Source organism: Actinopolymorpha alba DSM 45243, from assembly GCF_000373925.1.
Classification (GTDB): domain Bacteria; phylum Actinomycetota; class Actinomycetes; order Propionibacteriales; family Actinopolymorphaceae; genus Actinopolymorpha; species Actinopolymorpha alba.
Genome location: NZ_KB892794.1, coordinates 1 through 25,068, shown reverse-complemented (window position 1 = coordinate 25,068; position 25,068 = coordinate 1). Strand labels below are relative to the sequence as shown.

The following is a 25,068-nucleotide window of genomic DNA, read 5'->3' as shown; positions in this document are numbered from 1 at the left end:
TTTATCTGCCGCCGAATACGCTGACGTGGTTGCCGAGCGTGGACCTGCCGGTAGGGTCCGCTGGACCAATGCTGCCGGATGATGCGAAGGCGGCGGAGCTGCTGGAGCGGCTTGGGGTTGATCCAGTCGACCGGTCGACGACCCTCGCAGCTCGACCAGACCCGTTGGAGCATTCAGCGCTGTGGTGGGTTCTCGACCGCGCCTACCGCGCCCTGCGAGTAGGGATGGGCGTGCCGCCGGCCGGTGGGGGTTGGCCCGCGTTACCCGTGGAGACAGGCTCGGTGGGCCGGCACCTGTATGTCTGGGTGGGCCTGGCTGCTCTGCCATACGTACGCCGCTACCACTCCGACCGCGACGTGTCTGACGAGATCTCGTGGGCCAGTCTGGCAACCCTGGGCGAAGAGCTTGCCTCGGCTCGGCGGGTGACTGGTCTCGCCGGCCTGGAAGCAACGTGGGGGATGCCGCGCATTTTCAGCGGAGTTTCCTACCGGCTGGGGCGTATGGCCTTCGACCGCCAGCGGCCATCGCCGGAATCGCCAGAGCATCCGGTGCTCGCCGTTGGGCAATGCGGGCTCAACGTCCACATCCCTGGCAGTGGTGGCCGCTTGGATCCGCACGCGTGTGAGGATTCACTCGATCAGGCGCGGGCGTTCTTCCCGCAGCGATTCCCGGAGCAAGTGGCGGCATTCGGATGCCACTCGTGGCTGATGGATGACCAGCTGGGCGCCTACCTGCCGGAATCGTCCAATATCCTGAGGTTCCAGCGACGGTTCACTACGTTCGTCGACCGTGAGCTGGCGGACTGGGCTCCCTTGGAGCACATCTTCCACCGCCGCTATGAAGGCACAGTGGTTCCTGCTCTCCTGCTCGACGACCTCCCGCAGCAGACGGCACTGCAACGAGCGATCGTCACTCACCTGCGATCGGGCCGCCACTGGTACAACCGCACCGGCTGGATGACGTTCTGACCCGAGGGCAGTCGTGGCTCCTCATGAGTCGCCAACGTCACCTGAGCGTCATACAGGCGTCTGCCGTTGCGTGCCACCTAGGTGAGACACCACTGGTCACAGCGCTGCCGCTTCCCGCGCCCCACACTGTGTGCGTACCTTTGGGGTTCCTCGTCCGGGGCAGACCGAGAGTTGGGACAGAGCGAGCCCTTCGGCATGTCCGATATGTTCGCCGACCGTCAAACCGGTGGCTACCGGTGCGGTGGTGAGGAATGCTCGTTGGCATGTCCGACCAGATGAGCAGGTTTGCGCCGGCGAATCTTTCGCCGGTGCCGATTGAACCGCGTCCGTGTGCTCTGCCGTACGGGCTGACCTGGCGGGACCTCGGCGAGTTCCTGCCGGGCTTTGTGGGCGCGGAGGGGGCACGGGCGTGGGTGTCGCACGAGAAACGGGGCCTCCACAAGGGGACGAACTCCTGCATCGTCACCGTCAGCCACCGCGGCGTGGAAGGTTCGACGCTCACGCAGACCGTATTCTGCAAGCGGAGCGAGGAGCCGGCGAGGGCGGAGTCGGCGAGGTATGCGTTCCTGTCGTCTTGCGGATTTCCCACTCCAAAGCTGCTGTACTCGGCGGTGCGAGACGGCGGCGAGGTGGTCGTTCTCGAATTCGTTCCAACGATAGGGGTCGAGCCGAGCGACGTAGCCGAGCTGCTCCGACTGATCGCTCGACTCAACGCGTTGGAGGCACCGCCTGCTGAGCTGTTCATGCTGCCGTCTGGGATGCCGGCCGCGGAGTTTTGCGCACGTGTCAAGGCTGCCCTGACGTCGTTGGCCGCAGATCCTGCCGTGTCTGTGGAGGTCGACCCAGAGAGCTGGTTCGATGCGTACCGGCGAGCGGAGGCGGCCGTCGCGGCATTGCCGACGGCCTTGAACCACGGTGAGCTGTATCTACAGCAGGTCGGCTGGTCGCGCGGGAGGTTGGTGATGTTCGACCTCGAGACGATGGGCCAGCGTCCCCGTTTTACCGACATAGCCACGACGCTTGCCGGACTCGCCGCCTACTCGGGTCGCGAGGAGTGGGACCTCTTCGCCAGCTACCTGGAGGCCGTGCGACACCTGACCGGCGTAGACCTTGACGGGGCCGAAGCGTGGAAGGAGGTGCTACTCGTCCGTACCGTGGATGCGTTCGCAGGGCTGCCCTGGCGCCTTGACAACGCCGGTAACCCCGACCTCGCCGAGACGCCCACGGACCTAGCCCTCGCCCTGCACGACGACCTGCGGACGCTCGGCCTGCTGGACTAAAGGGTCCGCAACCACCGCTGCCGGGCTTCGCCGGATGCGCAGCAGCTGCGACTCAGTTGTGCTGCGCGATAGCGTCCTGACGTGCCTATTGGAGAGTTGAGTCACGACGAGATCCACAGAATCTATGGTCCCTGGCTTGAACGAACCCCAGCAGACGCTGCGGCGATGCTCGCCGAGTATCGCGGGCGTTGGTGGATCGCAGGCGGGTGGGCTATCGAGGCGTTCACTGGCATCAAACGGCACCACAGTGACCTGGACCCCAGCATCCCCAGGCATGAGCTTCCATTGCTGCGCCGCCATTTGGCAGGACGGATCGACTTGTGGGCGGCCGATCAGGAGACACTTCGCGTGCTCATCCCCGGCGACGTCGGCGACGACCAACTGCCGGACAGTTGCGAGAACGTGTGGGCGCGCAGCAGTGGAGGGGATCCCTGGGAGTACGACATCATCCTCATGGGCGTTGCCGAGGACACGTGGGAGTTCAAGCGCGACTCGCGGGTTACTCGGCCGATCGATGAGATCGTATGGACGCAGGATGGGATCGACTATCTGCGACCGGAGATCCAGTTGCTGCACAAGGCACGTGGGCTACGCGCGAAAGACCAGGAGGACTTCGATGCCGCGTGGCCGGTGCTGGATGTCAAGGACCAGCGTTGGTTGCGGCATGCGATCGAATTGACGCAGCCAGATCATCCGTGGCTTGCGACGATGTGACCCTACCGGACCGCTGATTCCTTGGGCCCGGCCGGTACGCGACTGACCGCAGCTTGCTCGACTCAGCCACGAATTCAGCGTATCAACGTCTCGTGACGATATGCGTTATGTCCGCGCCGCCGTCAATTACGCCGTAGCACGATCGCTGGGAGGGATATGACGCTCACCGAAGAACCTTCGCTTGCCGAACTGATCGAGGCCGTGGAGGCTGAGGATCGATCGGTCGATCTCAGCGGCGCGGTCCGTCGCGCCGGAGACCAGAATTTCGTGCTCGAAACCGCAGAGTGGATCTATCGTTTCCCCCGCAGCTGGATCGATTTCGATCGCGAGGTCGCCGTGCTCGCCGCACTCGACGGTCGGCTCCCGGTCGAGATCCCAAGAGTCGAATGGGTCGGACAGCGAAGTCGATTCTGCGCCTACCGCAAGATCATCGGTTGGCCTTTCGATCGGGGCAGCTACCTCTCGGCGACGCGGTCACGTCAACAGGCACTGGCGGCGTCGATGGCCGAGTACCTCGCCGCGCTTCATCAAGCGCTGACCGAGCCCGAAATCGCGTCAATCGGGATACCTGACTTCTTCTCGCTCGAAGCGCGGGCCGACCTGATCGACGCGAACGACGTACCTGTATCCGTACGCCCAGATGTCAACAACATGCTCACGCAGGCGCGGGAACTCTCGGACCGGATCGACGGCCGGGTGCTGCTCGACAACGACTTCACCAGCGACAACATCGTCCTGGAGGGCGAAATGGGATCACTTTCCGGCGTCTGGGATTTCTCCGGCGTTCGGGAGGCGTTCGTCATCGCCTTCCGAATCACCGACCTTCGGCGCCACCTCAGACGGGGCCGGGATGTCGTACGCCTCGTCCAGAGCTGGAAGGAGTCTCGGCGGCCGTCGTAGAGCCCTGGATCGAGCTCGGCTCCGCGTGACGGGCGGCAATCTCCAACGCCCGGCGTCGCAACTCGATGCGCAGCTCGGGCGGGTCGAGCACCTCGAAGTCGTAGGACAGGCCAGCGGCGTAAAACGCCAGTGACCCGAGATCGTCGGCCGCCACCCGCAGGATGGACCGCCCGTCTGGCGTCGGCTCGATGATGTGGCCGCGGAACGCCTGCACCGCCCTTTCGTGCTCCAAGTCGAGCAGGATGCGTGCCTCGTAGCGGTAGACGGCGAGCTTGGTTGCCTCCAACACCATTGCCGCGGCATCCGGCGGGTCTGTGAACCGGTGGCGCTGCCCGGTCAGTGCCGGCCCTGCGATCCGGTCGATCCGGAACGTCCGCCATGCCTGCCGGTCGCGGTCCCTGGCAACCAGGTACCACCGCCCACCTGCCTGCACGATCTGGTGCGGCTCCACACTGCGCGCACTGATCCGGCCGGCGTGGTCGGTGTAGGAGAACCGGAGCGTTTCGGTACGCCAGCACGCCGTCGCCAGCACGGTGAGCACGGCGGGATCGACGGCCGGCAACACCGGCCCAGGCAGCCGGACAGTCGCCTCCTGCAGTGCCCGCACACGATCTCGCAGCCGCGGCGGCAGCACCTGGTCGAGCTTGGCCAGAGCAGCAACAGCGGAGGTCTCGATGCCAGCAACCGCGCTCGTCGCCGTCATCTGAAGCCCCAGTGTGGTCGCGACCGCTTCTTCGTCGTCGAGCAGCAGCGGTGGCAGCCGGCCCGCCGCGCCGAGCGCGTAACCGCCGGCGTGGCCGCCGGTGGCCTGGACGGGATAGCCCAGCTCGCGCAGCCGCGTCACGTCGCGGCGCAGGGTGCGGGACGAGACGCTCAGGCGGGATGCCAACTCCTGCCCAGACCACCAGGGCCGGGACGGCAGCAGCGACAGCAACCGGAGCAGACGGACGGCCGGATCCATGGCAGCCATCTTCTCCTGCTTCGCGGCCGGGACCTGGCGCACTTGGCCTTGAGTGCGTGGCGCTGGAAGGCCGTGATTCTGCAGGCGCCTGCCGATGCTGATCGGGAGTTGGCGAGAACCAGCTCTGCCTTACTGCCAGTCGAAGATCACGCCCATGGTGCCCGTACGGTCGGCATCAAGCAGCGCGTATGCCTCGGTGCACTCGTGTGGTGTGAACTTGTGAGTGACGAGGCCGTTCATGCCTGCGAAGCGTCCCGACGCCACAAGACGAAAGAACAACCGGCGAACGTCGTGCTCACGCCCGCCCAAGAGGTGGCGGCCGTGTGCGCCCACCACCGTGAGGCCACGAACGATCAGGTCGGAACTGAGACGCTGCTGTGAGGGATCACCTACGTCGCCGACCATGACCACACGGCCGTGATCCGCCACAGCCGCCAGCGCATGAGTGAGAACGTCCGGGTTGCCTGTGCAGTCGAGAATGGTGTCCGGCGGCGCCATTCCCGGCAGGCCGTCGGCCAGATCCCGTTGCAGGACCGCCGTGGCTCCTCCGGCTCGTGCGAGGTCGAGGCGTAGCCCACCGCTGCGGTGGACCACGACCACCTCAGCCGCGCCCGATGCCGCCAGCCAGCGTACGGCCATCTGCCCGACCGGGCCCGCCCCGACGACCAGGGCGGAACTGCCCACACGTGCGTGCGAAGCTTCCACGCCGACGAAGCCGACCTTTGCCAGCGCGAACCACGCCGCGTCCTCGTCCGAAACGTCGTCCGGCACCCGCGTGCACAAGCTGGCGTCGACGACATGCTGCGACGCGTGGCCGAGAAGTGCCACCACCCGGTCACCCGCACTGAAGTCGCCAGCGACCTCGTGGCCCACGTCGCTGACCTCGCCCACGAGCGAGTACCCGGGACGATGGGGATAGCTGAACCACTGATCCCAGTGCGTTCCGGGCGCGAATCGGCCCTTGTAGACAATGCTCTCCGTACCCGTACTGATCAGCGATACCCGAGTGCGCAGACGGATCTGAGCGGGCTCCAGATCGGGTAGCCCGACCTCGCACAACTCGACCCTGCCTGGCTGCGGAATGACGACTGCTTCGGCCATGCCCTCATCGTTCACCATGTCGTTCTCCTGCTTCGCGGCCGGGATCTGACCACGAAGCCGTCTATCGTCCACCCTGCGAGGCGGATGAGCGCGAGACGAGTACGACGCAGAGCGACAGGAGTGGGATTTCGTGAAGTTCAAATATCGGCAGATCGTTTTGGATGCCGCGGATCTCGAGGCCGAAAGTACCTTCTGGGCGGCGCTGCTGGACGGCACCGTGAAAGGGGACGACCGGTGGCACAACATCTGGATCGACGGTGGCTGGGCGCTCGCGGTCCAGCACGCCCCGAACCACGTCCCACCCGACTGGCCCGACGGCGCCCCGCAACAGCAGATTCATCTCGACTTCTACACCGCGGATCTCGAGTCCGCGCATAAGAAGGTGCTCGAGCTCGGCGGGCGCGTGTTACGGGCCAGAGACAATCCCAGCGCGCACAGGGGTGTCCGGATCTACGCCGATCCCGCCGGCCACCCGTTCTGCATCTGCTGGCTTCCGCCCTCGGACCTCGAAGAGTGATCGAAACGAACGGATGGGGTGAGGTGGGGCTCAGCGTGCTGAACGCCGCGGCTGCCGCTGCCCCCCGCCAGGCTGGCGTCTACCTCTTCCTCGACGAGAGCGATGAAGTCCTCTACGTGGGAAAGGCGGGCAACCTGCGTCAGCGTCTACGCCAGCACGCGGCGACGACGCGTCCCGAGTCGCTTCGGCACCAGAAGTACGACCTCGTACGTCGGGTTGTGTGGGAGGTCGCTGTCGACGACGAGGCCGCGGCCTGGCGAGAAGAGGATCTGATCTTCGCGCTTCGCTCCCCGTTCAACGGCAATCTGGACGACCGCGCACCAGATCTGGTCGGGAAGGACGCGCGCGTCCCGTACATCGTCGTGGCCGAGGTGGCGACGGGGATGCTCAGCTTCACGCTGGAACCCGTTGTGCCTCCGACGGGGCGGGCCTATGGATGCTTCCCCCACCTGGGCAAGGGCATGGGGTCCCGCCTCGGGATCGCGTGCAGCGACGGCTACACCGCCCTACTGCGCCTCCTGTGGGCGGCCGCAGGTCACGGCACCCACATGCCGGCTTCGATAACGAAATCGGCGCCCCCATCGTTCACCGTGGCAGCCCCGTCGGCTGTTCGGGACGGCCTGCACCGGTTCCTGTCCGGGACAAGATCTCGATTAGCCGACGAACTGCTTCAGGCCGCAGCTCATCGACCGGAGTTTATGCAGCCGGCACTGCGCCGCGACAAAGAAGCCGCGCTACGGTTCTTTGCCGCCGGGCCGCGGCTCGTGCGCGCGCGTCGACTGCGTCACCACGTTCGTGCGCGAGTTCTCGATGTCGAGACATACCGGAGCCTTGTCAGTGACGAGATAAACCCAGTGATCAGCGACCGGCTAGAAGGGGAGCAGTGAGGCGATGAGCGTATTGCGAACCGGTCGAGGAAACGACCCCGGCGTGGAGATCCACCCAGTCACGCCCGATCGCTGGGACGACCTCGTCGAGTTGTTCGGGCGCAAGGGCCCGCGTGGCGGTACGCCGATTCCGGGCTCCTGTTGGTGCATGGGCGGGCGAGAAGAGCAAGGGCCCCGTCCGCTGCGCAAGGCAGCGATGAAGGCCTGCGTCGACGATGGCCGCACCCCCGGGATGATCGCCTACGCCGGAGGGCGCCCGGTCGGCCGGGTTGCGGTCGCGTCGCGTGAGGACTACTCCCGCCTCGAGCGATCTCGCCAGTACGGCCCCTGACCGGGAGAGACCGCGGCGTCTTCGCCGTGACCTGCTTCTATGTCGATCGCGACGCGCGCGGGACGGGGGTGTCCAGCGCGCTGCTCGACGCCGCGATCGAGTACGCCCGTGCGTCAGGCGCGACGGCTGTCGACGCCTTTCCGAAGGTCAACATCCCGCAGCACGCCTTGACCGACCGGCGGGCAGAGGAGAACGCCAACTGGATGGGACGCCGCCAGTCGTTCGAGGCGCGCGGGTTCGTCACCATCCGAGACACCGGCAAGCGGGCAGTGCTGCGACTGTCCTTCAACGCCGGACCGTGACCAGGGCCCCAAGGAGACGACCGCTCCCGACACAGGCTCAGGTTGCGATGAGTTTCCTCACAGCCAGCGGTCTACCTGGAGAGCCTGCGAGGAGGAGCCGCAACGATGGACAAGCAATTCACGGCAGTTCTACTTAAAAGCCCCAACAAGGGCGGATGGACTTATGTGGTGTGGCCCGATTCGGCGGAGTTCTTCGGAACCCGTGGCCTGGTCAAGGTCCGGGGTACGGTCGACGGCCACCCGTTCCGGAGCTCGTTCATGGCCCTGGGCGATGGCACCCACAAGCTGCCCATCAAGGCCGACGTACGCAAAGCGATCGGCAAAGAAGTGGGAGACACGGTGACCATCCACCTGGAGGAACGGATATACGACTAAGGAGAACGCGGCCTACGTGCGCCAGACTGGACGATGATTGAGCCGTCACCCCGGTTGGCCGAGGTTGCGTTCGGCCCATTCGCCGATGTCGCGGCGTTCGATGACGGTGGCCATCAGCTCTGGGAACGCGTCCGGCGTGCAGGCGAAGGCCGGTATGCCCATCGCGGCGAGGGCGCCGGCGTTGTGGTGGTCATAGGCGGGTGCACCGTCGTCGGACAACGCCAGCAGCACGATGACCTCGACTCCGGCGTTGGTGAGCGCGGCCACCCGGCGCAGCATCTCCTCCTGGATCCCGCCTTCGAACAGATCGCTGATGAGCACGAAGATCGTGTTGCTGGGGCGGGCGATGAGTTGCTGGCTGTAGGCGATGGCACGGTTGATGTCGGTGCCGCCGCCGAGTTGGGTGCCGAACAGCAGGTCGACGGGGTCGCCGAGGTGGTCGGTCAGGTCGACGACGGCGGTGTCGAAGACGATCAGTGACGTACGCAGGGACGCCATCGAGGCGAGCACCGCGCCGAACACCGAGGAGTAGACGACCGAGGCCGCCATCGAGCCGCTCTGGTCGATGCACAGGACGACATCTCGTTGGACTGCCTGTTGTCGTCGCCCGTACCCAATCAGGCGTTCGGGCACGATCGTGCGCTGCTGGGGTTGGTAGTGGCGCAGGTTGGCGTGGATGGTGCGCTGCCAGTCGATGTCGGCCTGCCGGCGCGGCCGGGTGGTGCGGGCGGCCCGGTTGAGGGCGCCGGTGATGGCTGAGCGGGTGCGCTGGGACAGCCGTCGTTCGAGCTGGTCGACGACCTTCGCGACGACGGCACGCGCGGTTTCGCGGGTCGCCTCGGGCATCACGTCGTTCAGGGAGAGCAGAGTGCCGACCAGGTGGACGTCGGGTTCGATCGCCTCGAGCAGCTCGGGTTCGAGCAGGAGCTGGGTGAGGTTGAGGCGTTCGATGGCGTCTTTTTGCATGACCTGGACGACGCTGGACGGGAAGTACGTGCGGATGTCGCCGAGCCAGCGGGCCACCCGGGGTGCGGAGGCGGCGAGGTTCCCGGCGCGTTTGGCGTCGCCCGGGCGGGGCCGCTGGTCGGAGTCGTAGAGCGCGGCCAGGGCGGCGTCGACCTTGGCGTCGTCGCCCGACAGGTCGGCGCCGGTGCCGTCGTCGCTGCCGCCGAGGACGAGTCGCCAGCGGCGCAGCCGTTCGTCGGTCGGTTCGGTCATGGCTTCTGCCCCACTGTCAGGCCGAGGATCGCGGCGACCGTGCGGACGGCGGGTTCGGCACGGGCGTGGTCGAGGTCGTCGTCCTCGGGTCGGGTCGTGGCTTGCCGGTCGTCGGTGTGGCGGCGCATGCGGTCGCCGATGGCGCGGCGTTCGGGTGCGTCGAAGGTGCCGAACGTACGCCGCAGCAGCGGGAGTACGTCGTCGAAGGTGTCGCCGGGCAGGCCCGCCAGCCAGGTGTCGATGAGGCGGAGCAGCCGGTCGTCGTGGACGAGGAGCAGCCCGCCGCCGGAGAGGAACCCCTCCACCCAGGCGGCCACGTGGGCGGGTGCGGCACCGACGGAGACCGCGCGGGCCATCCGTACTCCGGCGGCGTCGGCGTCGAGGCGTTCGGCGTCGAGCAGGAGCCGCACGAGGCGTCCCTCGATCAGGCCGGGCAGGTCGTCGCGGGCGGCGATGCCCCCGAGGGTGGTTTCCCAGCGCTGCCGGTGTTCGCGGTCGGCGAGCAGGTTGATGGCGGAGTGGACGGCCCCGATGTGGTCGAGGAGTTCGCGTTCGGCGTCCTCGTCGAGGGCGGAGACGGCGGGTGGCAGGTCGACGCACATGCGGACGACGATCTCGGCGATGACGGCGTGGAGGCTGCCGACGTCGGTGCCGCGGACGTCGCCGTAGCGGGCGGATCGGACCAGGGCCGGCAGCGCGGCCATCAGGTGGGTCACGTCACCGTCGAGGGCGGCGCGTTCACCGACGGCGGTCAGGACCGCCGGCAGGGCGTCGGGTAGGTCGGCGAGCAGGCAGTGTTCGGTGAGGGCGCTCAGGTCGGACAGGGAGCCGGCGTCGCGGGCGTTCGCGGTGGCGCGGGCGACCGCCGCGTCGGTCACGGTGTTGCCCCACATGCTCGCCTCGATGAGGGCGAGGTCGAGTTCGGGTCGCCAGACGAGGGTCCAGAGCTCGTGGAAGGTGCCGCGTGAGCCGGCGATCTCGCCGGGCTCGCCCCATTCGACGTCGAGCAGGCGGAGCCGGTGCAGGAGGCGGCTGCGTTCGAGGTCGGTGGGTTTGCGCAGGTCGAGGTCGAGTTCACGGTCGAGTGCCTCGGGCTTGAGGCGGAGCCGGCGTTGCGCGGCTCGCAGGTCCTGCTGGAGCGGCACCATCGGGGTCGCGGCGGGGACCTGTCCGAGGCGTTCGCCGACGACGAGTTTGCGTTGGACGAGTTCGACGGGCAGGTCGGCGCCCTCGCACAGGACGGCGCGGGTGGCCTCGGTCACCTCGGCGAGCCCGGGCAGCGGCCGGCCGCGCAGGGAGGCGAGGGTCTCGGCCAGCCGGACGCCCTCGATGACGTGGGCGGAGGAGACGGGCAGGCCGTTGTCGCGCAGGATCCGGGCGGTTTCGGTGAGCCAGCGTTCGATCGGGTGGTCGGTGGCCTCGAAGAGGTGGTGGTACCAGCCGGGTGACTCCACGCCGGCGCCGTACCCACTCCAGTACGCCAGCCGGCTGTGCGTCCACGGCACCCAGGTCATGGCGACCTTGGTCTTGGCGCGGCCCTTCAGCACCCGGTTGTCCGCGGTGGCGGTGGGCAGATCGAGCAGCGCGGGAACGTGCCAGGCACCGCAGACGACGGCGATCCGCTCGTACCCGTCGGCGAGGGTGCGGCGCAGCACGGTGCGCATGTACGCCTCGCGGCGCGCCTCCTCTTCCTGCTCGCCGGCCGGCTGGGCCGGGGCGTGTTCGCGCAGCGCGGTCATCGCCTCGGCGATCGCGGCGAACGGTGTAGGTTCGCCGTCGCGGCGGTGCTCGATGACGTCGTCCCACCAGCGTTCGGCGTCGTCGTAGCCGGCGGTCTCGGCGAGCCAGCCAAGCGGGTCGATGCGGACGCCGGCCTCGGCGGAGCCGCGTCGGCGGCGGCCGGTGTGGCGGGGTTGGGCGAGGACGTTCGCGGCGGGCAGGTCGCAGAAGCGGACCGGGATGCCGGCGCGCAGGGCGTACTGGATGGCCTGCCATTCCGGGGAGAACGACGCGAACGGCCAGAACGCCGACCGGTTCGGTTCACCCGGCACGTAGGCGAGCAGGGCGACCGGTGGCTCCATCTCCGGGTCGGCGGCCAGCGGCACCAGCGCGTCCGCCTCGGGTGGTCCCTCGATGAGGACCACGTCGGGACGCAGCTCGGCCAGCGCGGCCCGCAATGCGCGGGCGGTGCCGGGGCCGTGGTGGCGTACGCCGAGCACGGTGACGGCGCCGACCGTCTCGGCCGGCAGGCGCGCGGAGGTGCGGGTGGTCAACCGGAGACCTCTCGGCAGGCTCGGTAGAAGTCGGCCCACTCGCGGCGTTCGCGGACCACGGCCTCGAGGTACTCCTGCCAGATCACCCGGTCGGAGACGGGGTCCTGGATGATCGCACCGGTGATGCCGGCGGCGATGTCGGAGGGCCGGAGGGTGCCGTCACCGAAGTGGGCGGCGAGCGCGATGCCGCTGGTGACGACGGAGATGGCCTCGGCGGGGCTCAGGGTGCTGCTCGGTGACTTGACCTTGGTCCGGCCGTCGCTGGTGACGCCTTCGCGCAGCTCCCGGAAGACCGTGACGACGCGGCGGATCTCGTCCAGGCCGGGCGGGAGTTCGGGGAGTTCGAGGGCGCGGCCGAGTTCGGTGACGCGGCGGTGGACGATCTCGACCTCCTCCTCGGCGGAGGCGGGGACGGGCAGGACGACGGTGTTGAACCGGCGGCGCAGCGCGCTGGAGAGTTCGTTGACGCCGCGGTCACGGTCGTTGGCGGTGGCGATGACGTTGAAACCCTTGCGGGCTTGGACCTGCGCGCCGAGTTCGGGGATCGGCATGGTCTTCTCCGACAGGACGGTGATGAGGGCGTCCTGGACGTCGGAGGGCATGCGGGTGAGCTCTTCGACCCGGACCAGCCGGCCCTCGGTCATCGCCCGCATCACCGGGCTGGCCACCAGCGCCTGGTCGGTGGGTCCTTCGGTGAGGAGGCGGGCGTAGTTCCAGCCGTACCTGATGGCCTCCTCGACGGTGCCGGCGGTGCCCTGCACGAGCAGGGTGGAGTCGCCGGAGATCGCGGCGGCGAGGTGCTCTGACAACCACGTCTTGGCGGTGCCGGGTACGCCGAGCAGGAGCAGGGCCCGGTCGGTGGCGAGGGTGGCGACGGCGACCTCGACGATGCGCCGGTTGCCGACGTACTTGGGGGTGATGGGTGTGCTGTCGACCTCCCCTCCGTGCAGGTACGTCGTCACGGCCCACGGTGACAGGTGCCAGCCGGGTGGGCGGGGCCGGTCGTCGTAGGCGGCGAGGGCGGCGAGTTCGGCGGCGTACTGCTGTTCGGCGTGGGCGCGCAGGACGCCTTCGGGTGGCCCGGGCAGGCCGGCGGGGTCGGGGGTACCGACCGGGGCGCCGGGCGGGGTGGTGTCGCTCATGACAGTTCCTTCAGCATGTCGTGACGGAAGCGCAGGGTGGTGGCAAGGCGCCGCAACGCCGGCCACGGGTGCGCGGCCAGATCCTCAGCGCGCTCGTACAACTCGGGTGGCAGCCGCAGCGCCGCAAGCTGGCAGAGCCGCTCCCCCAGTCCTGGGTTCTGCTTGCCGGCCTGCGCGATCCTGGTCAGGACGGCAGCGGCCAGGTCGTCGGTCCATGGTCCGGCGACGTCGTTGAGCAGCTCGACCAGGTGGGCGCCCAGACCGCCCTCAGCCACGATGCGGGCGGCGTGAGATGCGCGTTCTTCGGGCGGGAGTACGCCGAGCAGCGGTCCGGACAGGATGCCCTCGCCCAGCAGGGCCCGCGCCCAGGTGACGTCGCGCTGGGTGATCGCCGCCCGGGCCCAGCCGGTGGTGACGGGCTGGTGCCAGTCGCCGGCGTTCAGGGCGACGATCTCGGCGGGGGTGTTGCCGAGCCGGCCGAGCCAGGTGGTCAGCGGCGTACGGGCGAGCAGTTCCTCCAGCCACCAGGCGCGTTCGCCGACGCCGTTGGGTGGGCGGAGCTGGATCCCGTCACGTTGGTGCGTGGCGTCGCAGTCGGTGGGCGGGTCGACGACGAGCCGGTCACCGCGCAGGCGTCGCTGAACTCCCAGGCACGGCGCGGCGCGACGGGCCATCCGGCCACTGAGGGCGCTGCCGGGGAGCCGGGCGAGCAGGTCAGCGGCGGCCTGGCGTACTTCGCGGCGGGTGTCGTCGAGGACGGTTTCGAGGAACGCTTCGTCGGCCAGAGCGAGGCCGACGCCGAAGGAGGAGAGGAACGCGATGCGGTCCCGCGGGGTCTCCTGCGCCCAGGTCGCGACGACGAGGTCGCGGGCCCGGTCGGGGTCCTGGGTGCGCAGCCGCGCGAGGTAGCCGCGACGCTGGCCGGGGTCGCCGTACTCCCAGATGTTTGGGTCGAGTTCGGCGGTGTCGGAACCGTGGGCTTCGTCGAGCAGGAACGCCCAGTCGGGGTTGAGGCCGGCGAGCCAGCGTGCCCGGTGGCCGCCGACCGCGCTGACCAGACCGCGGATGCGCTGGGAGCCACGGGCGCGTTCGAGCAGGGCGGGGAGCAGGTGCCCGGGTACGCGGAACCCGTGGCCGGCGGCGGCGGTGAGCCACTCCGGCAGCGCGCCCAGGTGTTCACCGGCGAGGATCCTCGCCAGCCGGTGGCTCGCGGCGCGGCTCACGGCCGGCCCGTCGTCGGGTCGGCTCGGCGGGGGCAGCTCGCGGTGGGCGGGCCGGAATCCGGCGCGGCGCAGCGCGACGAGCAGGGCCGCGCGGTCAAGCAGAAGGGCCGCGGGGTCGGAGTCGGCCGTCTCGGTCGCGCCGAGGCTGTCGTGACTGTCAAGGCTGTCGTAACTGTCGAGGTCGGTCGGGGGTACGGGGCGGCGTTCGGTCCCGACGAGGGCGGCCGACACGAGGGCGTCCCACTGGCTCATAGCGTCACCACCTCGCCGTCCGGGCTCCAGGCGGTGAGCGGAGTGAGCCCGCGCGGTGTCCATTCGGCGGCGATGGTGACCGGGTGGCCGCCGGACAGGCCGACCAGCGGCCACGGGTCCTCCACCGCCGGGTGGAGTTCGAGCGCGGCGCCAGTGGAGTCGACGACCGCCCAGGTCGGGGACAGCGTGGGTACGACGTCGGCGAGGACGACCGGCCAGGTGTCCAGCCAGGGATCGCGGGCGAGCGCGTCGGCGTAGGAAGCGAGGGCGCCGGCCACCGTGTCACCCGGCGGCCGGGTGGGCGCGGGCATGGCGTACCGCTCGGCGATCACCGCCCGCACCGGCAGCGCGCCCGGATAGAACGCGAGGTCGGCGTCGATCGTCGTACCCACCACCAGCGGGGCCTCCATCGGCTGGCCAGGCGGCGCGAACGCCAGCAGCAGCGCCATCGTGCCGGTACGGATGCCGCGCAGCCAGGTCCTCCTTGTGACCAGCCGGTCCAGGTCGATCACGCGCTGGCCCACGACCTGCCAGTGGTCGCGGACCGGTGTGCCGGACCTGATCTCCTCCTGCCGCGTGGTGAACCCGACCCGGGTGCGGACAGTAGCGCGCAGCGGCTCCTCGAGGTCTGACAGCCGCCCATAAGCCACCGTGAGGAGGCGCAACAGGGCGTACTCCTCGAGCAGCCGACCTGGCCAACCCTCACCGGACGCTGGTACGGCGGCCAGCCGGCTCACCCACGCGCCGACGCTGCCGGCCTGGGAGTCGACCAGCCTCGCCGCGACGGCATCCCAGTCGCGGTAGCTGGCGCGGGCGGCGCCGGCGAGGCCACCGCGCACCTGGTCGCGCAACCACCGGTCGAACTCCGCCAGCCCGGCTGCGACACGTTCCTCCCGCTGCCGGGCCCGGCGCTCGACCGCGGCCGGATCGGCGACCGGGGCGTCGGGAGCGCGGCCGGCTTTGCGTTCGACGCGTTCTGATCTCTTCGCAGCCCACTCGGAGACCCAGGCCGGCCGGTCGTCCGTAGCCTGAACGCTGCTGTCAGACCACAACAGCAGCAGCGCCAAGGCATGCTTGCAGGGGAGCTTCCGGCTCGGGCAGGAGCAGTAGTAGGCGGGCTCGGACAGGTCGACACACGTGCGGTAGGGCCTGGCGCCTGATCCCTGGCACTCGCCCCACACGTAGACCGGTCCGGCCGGCTCCTGAGCGACGCCGGTGTGCGAGGACCATCCCGTGCCCGACCAACGCTCGGCCGTCGCGACACTCTGCGCGGCAAGGTGAGACGAGGCGTCAGATGCCAGAGCCAGCACCTGGTCCTTGCTCCACTGCTCAACCACAGCGGCCACATTAACCGCGAGCACCGACGCGTACGTTCCTGACGCTTCCTCCGCATCGACAGTACCCGCGTACAGCCGAGTGCTTCCAGGAGACGGATGGACCGCTCAGATCGCTATTGTCGAACCAAAGCCGGATTTACGTCTTTATCCGAAGGATGGCAATGCCCACATCGACGAGTCAGGTCGCGACCGGACGTCCCGAGCGCTACATCAAGCAGTTGATCTCACACCTGGGCCAGAAGGCCACCGCGGACCTCGGGGGCGACGGTCGCGGTGTCATCACGTTCCAGCACGGACGCTGCGTGCTGACGCCGGCCGGAGACCACTTGGTCATGATCGCCACAGCCGCGGATGTCGGCGCCCTCGCCGACGTCCAGGACGTGGTCGCACGCCACCTTCTGCGCTTTGCGGCACAGGAGGAACTCACCGTCGACTGGACCGAGCCGGTCGCTGGCGACTCCCTTCAGATCGTCGATCCCGTGGTCACCGACTACCTCGTCACGCACTGCACCCCGGCCGATGACCTGCTCCAGGAACTCGTGCTCAAGACACGGGAGGCCACCGGCGGCGCGGCCGGGATGCAGATCGCGCAGGACGAGGGCGCGCTGTTGGGAATGCTGGTCCGACTGGCAGGCGCCCGCCGTGCGGTCGAGGTCGGAGTGTTCACTGGGTACTCCTCCATCTGCGTCGCCCGGGCACTGCCCGAGGACGGCTACCTCCTCGCTTGCGACGTGAGTGAGGAATGGACCTCCATCGCCCGGCACTACTGGGAACGCGCGGGCGTGGCCGACCGCATCGACCTGAGGATCGGAGCCGCACTCGAAACACTGCGAGCGCTCCCGAACGAACCTTCCTTCGACTTCGCGTTCATTGACGCCGACAAGGTGAACTACCCGGCGTACTACGAGGAGATCGTCCCTCGCCTTACCTCCGGCGGCCTCGTGGTGCTGGACAACACCTTCCGCGGCGGCCGCACCTTCGATCCAGCATTCCAGGATGACAGCGACGTGGCGATGCGCCGCGTTAACGAAATCGTCTTCCAGGACGCGCGGGTAGAGTCCGTGATGCTGCCCGTGCGGGATGGCGTCACCCTCGCCCGGAAGCACTGACATCTCGTCCAGCCTGACCGCATTCCTGTGTTCCTGATCCGCAACCTGTTCTTCACCTGGCGGATCACTCACTCGGATATGTAGATACTCCAGAACCTTCGATGTGGGGGGCTTGGTTATGCGTCGGATCTTCGGAGCGGTGCCGGCGGCGTTCATCGCCGTTGCAGTTGTCGGGTTGGCGTTGGCTCCCAACGGGATGGCACAGGCCATGGTTCGAACGGCCGCGCCTTGGGACTTCAACGGGGACGGTTATCAGGACTTTGTGGCGAGCGCTCCACGCGCGACCGTGAGTGGCCACCGGCACGCGGGTGCGATCGGTGTTCTGAACGGTTCGGGCGCGGGACTGGATCTCGCCAGTGCTCGACGACTGGATCAGACGCTGGAATTCGTTCCAGGTACGCCGGATGGGGGCGACGAGTTCGGTCGCGTTCTGACCTCGGGTGACTTCAACGGGGATGGGTACGCAGATCTCGCGGTGTGCATGCCGGGTGAGGACACCAGTGCCTCGCGGCCGAAGGGCGTTCTCACCTTGATGTTCGGCAGCGCCAAGGGTTTGAATCGCGGTTTCAACGTCATCGCACCAGCAGATCTGCCTGCCAGCCAGTGGTGTGTCGGCCTCGCATCGGCGGACTTCAACCAGGACGGGTACGCCGACCTCGGCATCGTCGGGCCACGAGGCTTCGTCGCCTACGGTGGGCCTCGGTTCGCCCTGCCGGGCGGCGTACGGCTGAATGCGCTCCTGGCCGGGGAGTACACATACCTCAGTCACCCGACGACCGGCGACATCGACAGTGACGGCTTTCCCGATCTGGTGCTGACAGCACTTGAGGAGAAGGACGGATACGCGCAGTACCTTCGGGTCTATCGCGGTGGCTCGGATGGCCTTCCGACGCGCCGGCCCACCCAGGACATCCCCATCGGACCACCGGAGGGGCACGAGGTCCTTGCGATCGCGGTCGGCGACATCAACGGCGACGGCTATGCCGAAACCGCAGTGGGCTTCAACACACAGTTCCCGGGCCCGACGGAAGGCGCGGGAGAGGTGCAGGTGTGGTCCGGCTCTCGAACAGGAATCGTCACGTCGAAAGAGCCGATGCTGATCACCCAGGACAGTCCCGGAATCCCCGACGCGAGCGAGAAATGGGATCAGTTCGGCACCTCACTCGCGCTGGCCGACGTCAATGGCGACGGTTACGCCGAACTCGCCATCGGTGCACCGCAAGAAGGAATTGACGCAAGTGCGAAGGCCGGCGCCGTGACAGTGATTCCCGGCAGTGCGACCGGTCCGCGCCTGAACTGGTCGACGCAATACTCTCAGAACACCGCCGGAATTCTCGGCCGCAGCGAGACCGATGACCTCTTCGGCCATACGGTCGCGTTCCGCGATTTCAACAATGATGGACGGCCTGAGCTCGTGGTCGGTTCGATTGGCGAGGACGACGTACGTAACGGAGAGGGCGCGGTGCACGTCCTCCGGGGGACCAGAGCCGGTCTGACGACCGGCGGCTCGATCATCCTGCTTCCGACCAGGTTTGGGATCGCACCAGCCTGGGCCAGGTTCGGTACGGCCCTCGGCTGAGGGCCAGGCCCTCTCAGACGTCGAGGAAGCCACCTCTGCCTGGCTCACTGAGCACGAAGGCGGAATCAGAGCCGGGATGGGTCAGTCGGCGTTCGGACGGGTGGCGCCGCCTGTGAGGTCGATGCCTCCTCGATTGATGACCCACGGGTGGTTCATCAATCCGGTCGAGTTCTGGTTCTGTGGTGGGCCCCATTTGTCGTTCCACGCCAGGAAGTATGTGGTCTTGGGGTAGCGCCGTTGGATGGCGTCGATCCACTTCTTCCAGTCGAACGACCCGCCCACCTGGTCGCGAGGGCCGGTCTCGGTGAAGGCGAACGGCTTGCCCAGGCCGAGCATTTGGTTGTACTGCGCGTCGAGATTCTTGACGATCTTGCCGTCGCCGCCGGAGGGGTTGTCGGTGTAGCAGTCCAGTCCGACGACGTCGACCTTGTTGCCACCCGGGTAGTAGTCGGTGAGGCTGTCGCTGCGGCTGCAGTCCGGCGCGTACACCCAGATCAGGTTGTCGAGTCCGCGGGTCTTGACCAGGTAGTTGTACATGTAGTTCCACGCGTTCCTGAACGTGTCGGCGTCCTGGTTACCCCACCAGAACCAATCGCCGTTCATCTCGTGGAACGGTCGCCACATGACCACCACGCCGGACTTCTTGAGGTCGCTCAGTCCGTCACCAATCTTCTTGAGCGAGTCCTGCCAGGCACGGCCGACGTCGGTGCCGCTGTTGGTGACGTCGGCGAAGTTGCCTAGCTTCGTGTCGAAGCCGCCGCCGGACGGGCTCGGCATGTGAATGCCGACGCTGACCAGGCCGCCCTTCTGCCACCAGCCTTTCAGCGTGTTGTTGCACGAGGTGTCGACCTGGGTGTTGGCGCTGGTGACCCAATTGCCGTAGTCACAGGCCAGCATGCCTGGATACTGCCCGCTCTGGCTCTTGAGCTGGTTGGTCTGGTCCAGGTTGAACGTGCTTCCGCTGTAGCCGCCGAAGAAGCCCGAGACGACCCTGCTGTCGCGGCGGTCCCGAAGGTTGGACAGCCAGGTGAGCACGTCGGCCTTGCTGACCTGGCTACCCGGGGTTGACGGGCGACCGGGGGCGGAGCTGGTGCTGTTGAGCTGTCTGGGAAGCGGTGATTTGTCGCCGCAGTTGGCGGCGTGATGGCAGCCGAGAGAGGCGGCCGGGTAGGCGTTTGGACCATTGGTCGGAACCCCGTCGGGCGATACGCTGACCCTTGAGCCGTTGCTGGTGACGTCGTCGCACTGCTGTCCGGTCGCGGCTGGATTCCACCAGCTGTTCATGCCCACGTAGCTTCCCTGGTGGGCGGATCCGAACCGGTCGCAAACGGTGGTCGCTTTGGTGACGGTCGTCACCAAAGCGATACCTCCCAGCATGGTCGTCGTGACGGCTAACGCCAGGAACGTCCGTATTCGCGTGCTCATCCCACTCCTCGCTCATGCGGCCGACGGGGGATGCTAGCTGTTCCACAGACGCGCGGTAAAGCGGCGGCCCTGTTTAGGAATAGAGATCTGTGGATGTTTCCATATGTGAGATCTGGGGGGAAAGCCTCTTGAGCTGACCGAACACCTCACCCGCGGCGGGCAAGCATCTGGCCGTCGTTCGAGGCGAACACGGTGGCCGCCACCGAGACAACCGCCGGCCGCCCACAGGGAACGTCAAGTTGTCCTTGACAACTACGGCGATAGGAGAGTTTTTCCAATCCGGAGCGGCGTTGTGAGCCTTGAGCAGGCCCTCCCTTGGCGTCCGAGCAGGTGAAGTGCTCAGCGGCCTTACCCCTGGTTGGCCGAGTTGTCCACGGCTGGATACTCATTCTCGGACAACCACGAACACGCAGGGGGGAAGGGGAAGTGGGGGGACCGAAAGCTGTACCGCCTGATTGGGACGCCTGGCTTGCGGGCCGGGAATCATCGAGCATCGAGCAGTTCCGGATCGCACGGACCTGGTTCGGCCCGCGGCATGCGGGAGAACTGCACCGCAGGCTCACCCGCTGGAGGCCGGCGTACTGGCCACTGGTTCTCTCCTATCTGGCCTTTGTCGTGAGTGACGCCTGGTTCGCCCACCCATTTGGCGACCTACTTAGCTGGCTGCTGTCCGTAGTGTGGTCGTGGCAGATCTTCACCACACTCACAGCTATTTTCGGCATACGACGGACTCGCAAGGCACTGCGCGAATCAGAGGCTCGTTGGTCCGGCCATGGGTGGACGAGAAGCGATGATTTCCTGATCGTTGTCGTTCCTACCATCGGCCGGCACGACACCTACCCCGCCCTCGAGCGCTCGGTCCTGTCCTACATCGCCTATCTCACCAGGTGCTTTCCCCGGCTCAGGATCGACATCGTCGTCGATGAGGGCTGCGAGGCAACCGGCCGGATCGCCAGGCTGGCCGCCGGAAGCGAGTTGGTACGGCTTGTCACGGTACCGAGGCAGTATCGCACCGCCAACGGAACGAGATTCAAGGCGCGCGCCACCCACTATTCGCATGAACTGCGGATCCGCGAGCACGAGGCCACCGACGACACGTGGGTGCTACACATGGATGACGACACTGGCGTGGGCCCGGATACCGCCCTGGCCATTGCTCGGTTCATCGAGGAGCAGGTTCAGGCTGGCCGTGATGCCAAGCACCTGGCTCAGGGAATCCTGACATACCCGCGCGAGTACGCGGCGAACAGGCTCATCTGGCTCGCCGACTCGGTCCGGCCCGCCGAAGACGTGGGGCGCTTCTCGGCTTGGACCGGCACTGGCACACCGCGCGCGGGCGTGCATGGTGAACTACTGCTGGTGCGAGCGTCGATCGAGGCGACAATTGGCTGGGATTTCGGCCCTCGAAGCATTGTCGAGGACGCCCATTTCGCACTGATCTTCTGTACTCGCTACAAGGGCCGGAGCGCGTGGTTCGGCGGACGGTGCTACGGCGCGTCGCCTGCCAGCCTCCGCGATTTCTACCGGCAGCGCGAGCGCTGGTCCTGGGGCCTGGCTGGCTTGGTATTCAACCGGTCACTGCAACTGCGAAACCGGCTGCTACTCGGATATTCGGTGATGACCTGGGTTGTCGGGCCGATGCAGAATGTCGGGGTAGTTCTACTTCTTGCCATTCTTCTCGCTCATTCCAATACCTCCCCGGCGACCCTCCTCGTCATTCCACTCTGGGCACTGAACATGGCTTACACGATCTGGATGTACTGGGAGGGCCTGCGGGTCAATGCCGGAGTATCCGGTGGTGGCCGGCGCAAGTGGTGGGAGCCTTTGGCCGTGATCCTGCTGATCCCGATCTTCGGGCTGATGGAAGGCCTCCCCGGGCTGTGCGGATTCGTGAAGTTCGCCCGGCGCGTCGAGAACAAGTTCAAGGTCATCGCCAAACCGTCATAACAGCTGAATACAGTGCTTTCCGACACTCGCCGCAGCGGTCGCCGGCTAGATCAGACGTGCCGGCCGCCGACAAACTGGTAGAGCCGTTTGGCGCCGCGCCTGTAGGTTCCGGCGCGTGAGCGATCAACGTATGTACGTCGAGGCCGCGAACGCCCTCGCGCGCCATGGCTACGCCACCAGAGATCTGGGTTTCATCGGAGCCGGGGCGCAGAGCGTGTGCTACGGCACCAGGGAGGTCGCGGTTCTGCTCAGCCGCTCGGACGGTGGCGATGAGGCCGCGGACCTGACAGGCCATGTCGTCCCCGGCAGTGACGCCCCCACGACGTACAACAACTATGCAGTGCTCCAATGGCTGACCGTCCGGGCGGCTGATGCCGGGGTGCGAACGCCGAGAATCCTCGCCATCGGCGACGACCCGCGTCCACACGCGCTGATCCAACGAGCCAACGGCACGCCAGCTGCTGCGCATCCACAGGCAGCGGACAACGCGGCCACCTGGTTCGGCCTGCTCGGCGCGGAGATCCGGAAGGCCAATCTCGTGGAGACAACGGGTTTCGGCCTGTTCGTACCCGACGGGTCAGGTGGATATCGCGGCCACTTCGCGAGCTGGGCGGAGTACCTGAACCGCTGGCTCGGCGTCTACCTGTGTGTCGGCCAGTCCCGACCCGAGGACGAGAAGGTTCTGGACCTCTTCCTCGCCCAGGACATCGTCACCGAACGCGACCTCGCGGCGGTGGCGTCGAAGGTGCGGGAGGCACAGGAGTGGCCGGTGAGGTCAGTCCTCACGCACTACGACAACCTGCTGAACAACCTCGTCGTCGACGCGGGCAGGATCACCGTCCTCGACTGGGGTCTGTCCCTGGCCGGGATCGGGATCCAGCAGGAGCTCATCAAGCTCTTCCAAACCGAGCCCACGTCGATGGAGAGTCCCAGGGTGGCCGCGTTTCTGCGCAGCTACGGGCTGTCCGAACCTGAATGCGTCGAGGCGATCGAGGGCGGCAAGCTGATGCTCGTGCTCGACGGCCTGGCAATGTCGTACGGATGGGCGGACGATCCAGACCGGCTCGACGGCATCAGGGCCTGGTTGCGTACCGTCAAGAGAATCTGCGGCACCTGGTAACCAAACCGCCCATCACCGTGCTTCAGTTGGCAGGGCTCTCGCCGGTCCGCCCCGCCAGGAGGCCGTCGCTGGCCCGGCTGCTGGCCGGGGACCCCGATGGAGTAGTGCGAGCGCTACGCCGGGAAACCGGATGTTGCGCCGCGTTCCCGCTCCCATCTGGTGGGGTCGGTCTCGAGGACCCCTCGGTCCCAGTGGCCGGGCTCGGCGGCAGCTGTATAGGTGGTTTGTAGGAACTCGAGCAACCGTCGGTCTGGATCGTCCGACGTGCGCACCGTTTCGTACGGGAGCATGAACTCCTTGTACTGCTCGCTGTAGAACGCTCCGTCCGGGCCGACCGGGTATTCGGCGAAGCCGTTTGGTTCGGGATAGGCGTAGGAATAGAAGGTGCCTTCGGCACTGCCGTCCGGCCAGAAGCCGCAGCTGCTCAGTTCGCGAGAATAGGACTCGGCCATCACCCAGGTAGCGACGTTCGGGGCCTGCCCGCGGTAGACCGGCGCGGTACGCCCGGAGAACCTCGTACAGGCTAGGTCGAAACTCCCCCAGAAGAAATGGACTGGACTGACTTTCCCAGCGAAGTACGACCGGAAGAGATGGAACACCCGATCAACCTGGATGAGCTGGCGCCAGAACAACCGGGCCGCCTCGCCGTCATAGGACGCGTGCCTGGTGTCTTCGGCAAACGGTATCGCCGGCTCCACCTCGTTCGGGTGTGACTGGATATGGGTCGTGATCCCCAGGCCGGCAAGGGCATCCATCGTCTGGGCGTAGAAGTCGGCCACCGGCATGGCCTTGAGCGCGACCTCGCGTGTAGGTCCGTCGCTGGCGCGGATGCGGAGTTGGTGGTCGAGAAAGTCGAACTCGATGTCGAAGACGCGGGATCCGGACGGGATCGCAGACGTCGTCAGGCCCCGCGGACTGACGTACAGAGGAACCTGCCACCAGTGGTTGATGAGCGGCGCGTGCGCCAACCGGACCTTGCCGATGATCTGGGTCCACATGTGCAGCGTGTCTCGGGTGCTGGACCAGTCCGCCACCCGCAGCCGCGGCCACGTTACGGCCGCACGTGTCTTCTCTTCCATCACGTACGCCCCCCTCCTTCGTAGATGCCCCGGACCGCTCCAGAATCGGTGGGACTTCTTCGCCCCCCCTTGCGGCGCCCGGATGCCCACGTCTTTGACTGTGCCACTTCGCCCGTCCCGCCGGCACGACTCCGGTCCGCCGCACTGCTGCGTGCGGGTCCAAATGATCACGACATGAGGCTGCGCCCTCAAGGATCGTGAAGGATTTTGGTCATATAGCGACGAAAATCCTTCACGATCATGGCCACGGCTACTCTGCCCGAGGAGGGGTGAGCACTACTCAAGCATTTGGTGCGATAGCGATCGAGGGCACCAGCAAGTAGGAGTTCGTACGATTCCGGAAACCCATTCATGGCTCCCGAGCTAGCGTCGACTGCGGGGTGACTCCGCCCCCGCTTTAGCGTGAGCGGCACACGGAGGGATGAGAGGCGAACGTGGCTACGGAACAACGCACGAGGATGACAAGAGACAACACCGCGGTCTTGCTGATCGATCACCAGACAGGCCTTTTCACCGGCGTGCGGGACATCGGCGTCGCCGAACTCAAGCATAATGTCGTGGGATTGGCCAGGGCCGCGCAGATTCTTGGTCTGCCTATCGTCGCGGCCACGACGGCGCGCGACAGCATGTGGGGACCCACAATTCCCGAGTTGCGTGAAGTACTGGGTGATGTGGAAATCCGGGACAGGTCGACGGTCAACGCGTGGGACGACGAGGCCTTCGTCGCGAAAGTCAGGGAAACTGGACGCGATCACCTCATCCTGGCCGGGCTTTCGTTCGAGGTGTGCGGGTCGCTCCCGGCGATCTCGGCGCAGGCGGACGGCTACCAGCCGGTGGTCGCCATCGACGCCTGCGGCACCTTCAGCCACCACAAGCGCGAGGCCGGCCTTGCGCGCCTGACAGTCCTAGACGAGTGATTCCTAACTCTGTTCGGTGTGGCTGCTGGGATCTTGACGCGGCGGAGGGTATCGATGTCGTTTTGTGACGAACAACCTCGATACCCTCCTGACCGCACTGTATGTGTACAT

At 67.1% G+C, this 25,068-nt stretch carries 23 protein-coding genes; 14 read left to right on the top strand and 9 right to left on the bottom strand.

The window, feature by feature from the left end:
* The first annotated feature begins 68 nt into the window (after positions 1–68).
* From B141_RS43840 to B141_RS0131465, 4 genes are all read left to right on the top strand, one after another.
* Positions 69–968 (top strand): acyltransferase domain-containing protein, encoded by a 900-nt coding sequence (locus B141_RS43840; protein WP_157181437.1) that lies wholly within the window; start codon positions 69–71, stop codon positions 966–968.
* A 308-nt stretch (positions 969–1,276) separates the two neighbouring features.
* The gene (locus B141_RS0131475; protein ID WP_157181436.1) at positions 1,277–2,248 is read left to right on the top strand and encodes an aminoglycoside phosphotransferase/kinase family protein; all 972 of its coding nucleotides are present in this window, start codon (positions 1,277–1,279) and stop codon (positions 2,246–2,248) included.
* A gap of 165 nt (positions 2,249–2,413) precedes the next feature.
* Positions 2,414–2,962, top strand: a complete 549-nt coding sequence (locus B141_RS0131470) for a hypothetical protein (RefSeq protein ID WP_020579174.1) — start codon at positions 2,414–2,416, stop codon at positions 2,960–2,962.
* A gap of 156 nt (positions 2,963–3,118) precedes the next feature.
* Positions 3,119–3,862, top strand: a complete 744-nt coding sequence (locus B141_RS0131465) for a phosphotransferase family protein (protein WP_020579173.1) — start codon at positions 3,119–3,121, stop codon at positions 3,860–3,862.
* Here the strand turns inward: B141_RS0131465 and B141_RS43835 are convergent.
* Both B141_RS43835 and B141_RS0131455 read right to left on the bottom strand, forming a co-directional pair.
* Complete coding sequence (locus B141_RS43835) at positions 3,798–4,832, bottom strand: helix-turn-helix transcriptional regulator (RefSeq protein ID WP_084678650.1); 1,035 nt, start codon at positions 4,830–4,832, stop codon at positions 3,798–3,800. The two genes, B141_RS0131465 and B141_RS43835, sit on opposite strands and share 65 nt — an antisense overlap.
* Positions 4,833–4,952: 120 nt before the next feature.
* Positions 4,953–5,942 carry a zinc-dependent alcohol dehydrogenase gene (locus tag B141_RS0131455; protein ID WP_020579171.1) on the bottom strand — a complete coding sequence of 330 codons (990 nt, stop codon included), beginning with the start codon at positions 5,940–5,942 and terminating at the stop codon, positions 4,953–4,955.
* Positions 5,943–6,054: 112 nt separating this feature from the next.
* Here B141_RS0131455 and B141_RS0131450 point away from each other — a divergent pair, with 112 nt between their 5' ends.
* The 5 genes from B141_RS0131450 to B141_RS0131435 all read left to right on the top strand — a co-directional run bounded on the left by B141_RS0131450 (position 6,055) and on the right by B141_RS0131435 (position 8,336).
* A complete protein-coding gene (locus B141_RS0131450) occupies positions 6,055–6,441 on the top strand; it encodes a VOC family protein (protein WP_020579170.1) in 387 nt (128 codons plus the stop codon).
* Positions 6,438–7,328: a GIY-YIG nuclease family protein gene (locus B141_RS0131445; protein ID WP_020579169.1), complete on the top strand. Its 891-nt coding sequence runs from the start codon at positions 6,438–6,440 to the stop codon at positions 7,326–7,328. The genes B141_RS0131450 and B141_RS0131445 overlap by 4 nt, the downstream gene beginning before the upstream one ends.
* A 4-nt stretch (positions 7,329–7,332) precedes the next feature.
* Positions 7,333–7,659: a hypothetical protein gene (locus tag B141_RS43830; protein ID WP_157181435.1), complete on the top strand. Its 327-nt coding sequence runs from the start codon at positions 7,333–7,335 to the stop codon at positions 7,657–7,659.
* Positions 7,638–7,961: a GNAT family N-acetyltransferase gene (locus B141_RS46435; RefSeq protein ID WP_084678648.1), complete on the top strand. Its 324-nt coding sequence runs from the start codon at positions 7,638–7,640 to the stop codon at positions 7,959–7,961. The genes B141_RS43830 and B141_RS46435 overlap by 22 nt, the downstream gene beginning before the upstream one ends.
* A gap of 105 nt (positions 7,962–8,066) precedes the next feature.
* Complete coding sequence (locus tag B141_RS0131435) at positions 8,067–8,336, top strand: DUF1905 domain-containing protein (RefSeq protein WP_026257724.1); 270 nt, start codon at positions 8,067–8,069, stop codon at positions 8,334–8,336.
* Positions 8,337–8,381: 45 nt separating this feature from the next.
* Here B141_RS0131435 and B141_RS0131430 read toward each other — a convergent pair whose 3' ends face one another.
* From B141_RS0131430 to B141_RS0131410, 5 genes are read right to left on the bottom strand one after another with little or no spacing between them, the layout of a single operon-like run.
* Positions 8,382–9,554: a VWA domain-containing protein gene (locus B141_RS0131430; protein ID WP_020579167.1), complete on the bottom strand. Its 1,173-nt coding sequence runs from the start codon at positions 9,552–9,554 to the stop codon at positions 8,382–8,384.
* On the bottom strand, positions 9,551–11,827 hold the full coding sequence (locus B141_RS0131425) for a DUF5682 family protein (protein WP_020579166.1): 2,277 nt from the start codon (positions 11,825–11,827) through the stop codon (positions 9,551–9,553). Before B141_RS0131425 ends, B141_RS0131430 begins: the two co-directional genes overlap by 4 nt.
* Positions 11,824–12,969: an ATP-binding protein gene (locus B141_RS0131420; RefSeq protein ID WP_020579165.1), complete on the bottom strand. Its 1,146-nt coding sequence runs from the start codon at positions 12,967–12,969 to the stop codon at positions 11,824–11,826. Before B141_RS0131420 ends, B141_RS0131425 begins: the two co-directional genes overlap by 4 nt.
* Complete coding sequence (locus tag B141_RS0131415) at positions 12,966–14,444, bottom strand: DUF5691 domain-containing protein (RefSeq protein ID WP_020579164.1); 1,479 nt, start codon at positions 14,442–14,444, stop codon at positions 12,966–12,968. The genes B141_RS0131420 and B141_RS0131415 overlap by 4 nt, the downstream gene beginning before the upstream one ends.
* Complete coding sequence (locus B141_RS0131410) at positions 14,441–15,781, bottom strand: SWIM zinc finger family protein (protein WP_026257727.1); 1,341 nt, start codon at positions 15,779–15,781, stop codon at positions 14,441–14,443. The genes B141_RS0131415 and B141_RS0131410 overlap by 4 nt, the downstream gene beginning before the upstream one ends.
* 161 nt (positions 15,782–15,942) lie before the next feature.
* On the opposite strand from B141_RS0131410, the gene B141_RS0131405 reads away from it, so the two are divergent.
* Together B141_RS0131405 and B141_RS0131400 are read left to right on the top strand one after the other, a co-directional pair.
* Positions 15,943–16,890, top strand: a complete 948-nt coding sequence (locus B141_RS0131405) for a DUF2218 domain-containing protein (protein ID WP_020579162.1) — start codon at positions 15,943–15,945, stop codon at positions 16,888–16,890.
* A gap of 118 nt (positions 16,891–17,008) precedes the next feature.
* Entirely contained in the window at positions 17,009–18,469 is a 1,461-nt protein-coding gene (locus tag B141_RS0131400) for an FG-GAP and VCBS repeat-containing protein (RefSeq protein WP_020579161.1), read from the top strand.
* Between the two features lie 81 nt (positions 18,470–18,550).
* Here the strand turns inward: B141_RS0131400 and B141_RS43825 are convergent, their stop codons facing one another.
* Entirely contained in the window at positions 18,551–19,894 is a 1,344-nt protein-coding gene (locus B141_RS43825; protein ID WP_020579160.1) for a glycosyl hydrolase, read from the bottom strand.
* Between the two features lie 615 nt (positions 19,895–20,509).
* On the opposite strand from B141_RS43825, the gene B141_RS0131390 reads away from it, so the two are divergent.
* Together B141_RS0131390 and B141_RS0131385 are read left to right on the top strand one after the other, a co-directional pair.
* Complete coding sequence (locus tag B141_RS0131390) at positions 20,510–21,841, top strand: glycosyltransferase family 2 protein (protein ID WP_202805988.1); 1,332 nt, start codon at positions 20,510–20,512, stop codon at positions 21,839–21,841.
* A 115-nt stretch (positions 21,842–21,956) separates the two neighbouring features.
* Positions 21,957–22,961, top strand: a complete 1,005-nt coding sequence (locus tag B141_RS0131385) for a phosphotransferase family protein (RefSeq protein WP_157181434.1) — start codon at positions 21,957–21,959, stop codon at positions 22,959–22,961.
* Between the two features lie 113 nt (positions 22,962–23,074).
* Here the strand turns inward: B141_RS0131385 and B141_RS0131380 are convergent, their stop codons facing one another.
* Positions 23,075–24,040: a DUF5996 family protein gene (locus B141_RS0131380; protein WP_020579157.1), complete on the bottom strand. Its 966-nt coding sequence runs from the start codon at positions 24,038–24,040 to the stop codon at positions 23,075–23,077.
* 458 nt (positions 24,041–24,498) lie between these two features.
* Between B141_RS0131380 and B141_RS0131375 the strand changes: the two genes are divergently transcribed.
* Positions 24,499–24,957, top strand: a complete 459-nt coding sequence (locus B141_RS0131375) for an isochorismatase family protein (protein ID WP_020579156.1) — start codon at positions 24,499–24,501, stop codon at positions 24,955–24,957.
* Positions 24,958–25,068 lie beyond the last annotated feature (111 nt).

Excerpts from the sequence above, each read along its gene's own strand:
- B141_RS0131420 (WP_020579165.1), bottom strand. The coding sequence starts at position 12,969 with ATGAGCGACACCACCCCGCCCGGCGCCCCGGTCGGTACCCCCGACCCC.
- B141_RS0131455 (WP_020579171.1), bottom strand. The coding sequence starts at position 5,942 with ATGGTGAACGATGAGGGCATGGCCGAAGCAGTCGTCATTCCGCAGCCA.
- B141_RS43835 (WP_084678650.1), bottom strand. The coding sequence starts at position 4,832 with ATGGCTGCCATGGATCCGGCCGTCCGTCTGCTCCGGTTGCTGTCGCTG.
- B141_RS0131465 (WP_020579173.1), top strand. The coding sequence starts at position 3,119 with ATGACGCTCACCGAAGAACCTTCGCTTGCCGAACTGATCGAGGCCGTG.
- B141_RS0131405 (WP_020579162.1), top strand. The coding sequence starts at position 15,943 with ATGCCCACATCGACGAGTCAGGTCGCGACCGGACGTCCCGAGCGCTAC.
- B141_RS0131435 (WP_026257724.1), top strand. The coding sequence starts at position 8,067 with ATGGACAAGCAATTCACGGCAGTTCTACTTAAAAGCCCCAACAAGGGC.
- B141_RS43825 (WP_020579160.1), bottom strand. The coding sequence starts at position 19,894 with ATGAGCACGCGAATACGGACGTTCCTGGCGTTAGCCGTCACGACGACC.
- B141_RS0131380 (WP_020579157.1), bottom strand. The coding sequence starts at position 24,040 with ATGGAAGAGAAGACACGTGCGGCCGTAACGTGGCCGCGGCTGCGGGTG.
- B141_RS0131470 (WP_020579174.1), top strand. The coding sequence starts at position 2,414 with ATGCTCGCCGAGTATCGCGGGCGTTGGTGGATCGCAGGCGGGTGGGCT.
- B141_RS43840 (WP_157181437.1), top strand. The coding sequence starts at position 69 with ATGCTGCCGGATGATGCGAAGGCGGCGGAGCTGCTGGAGCGGCTTGGG.
- B141_RS0131415 (WP_020579164.1), bottom strand. The coding sequence starts at position 14,444 with ATGAGCCAGTGGGACGCCCTCGTGTCGGCCGCCCTCGTCGGGACCGAA.
- B141_RS43830 (WP_157181435.1), top strand. The coding sequence starts at position 7,333 with ATGAGCGTATTGCGAACCGGTCGAGGAAACGACCCCGGCGTGGAGATC.
- B141_RS0131375 (WP_020579156.1), top strand. The coding sequence starts at position 24,499 with ATGACAAGAGACAACACCGCGGTCTTGCTGATCGATCACCAGACAGGC.
- B141_RS0131430 (WP_020579167.1), bottom strand. The coding sequence starts at position 9,554 with ATGACCGAACCGACCGACGAACGGCTGCGCCGCTGGCGACTCGTCCTC.
- B141_RS0131400 (WP_020579161.1), top strand. The coding sequence starts at position 17,009 with ATGCGTCGGATCTTCGGAGCGGTGCCGGCGGCGTTCATCGCCGTTGCA.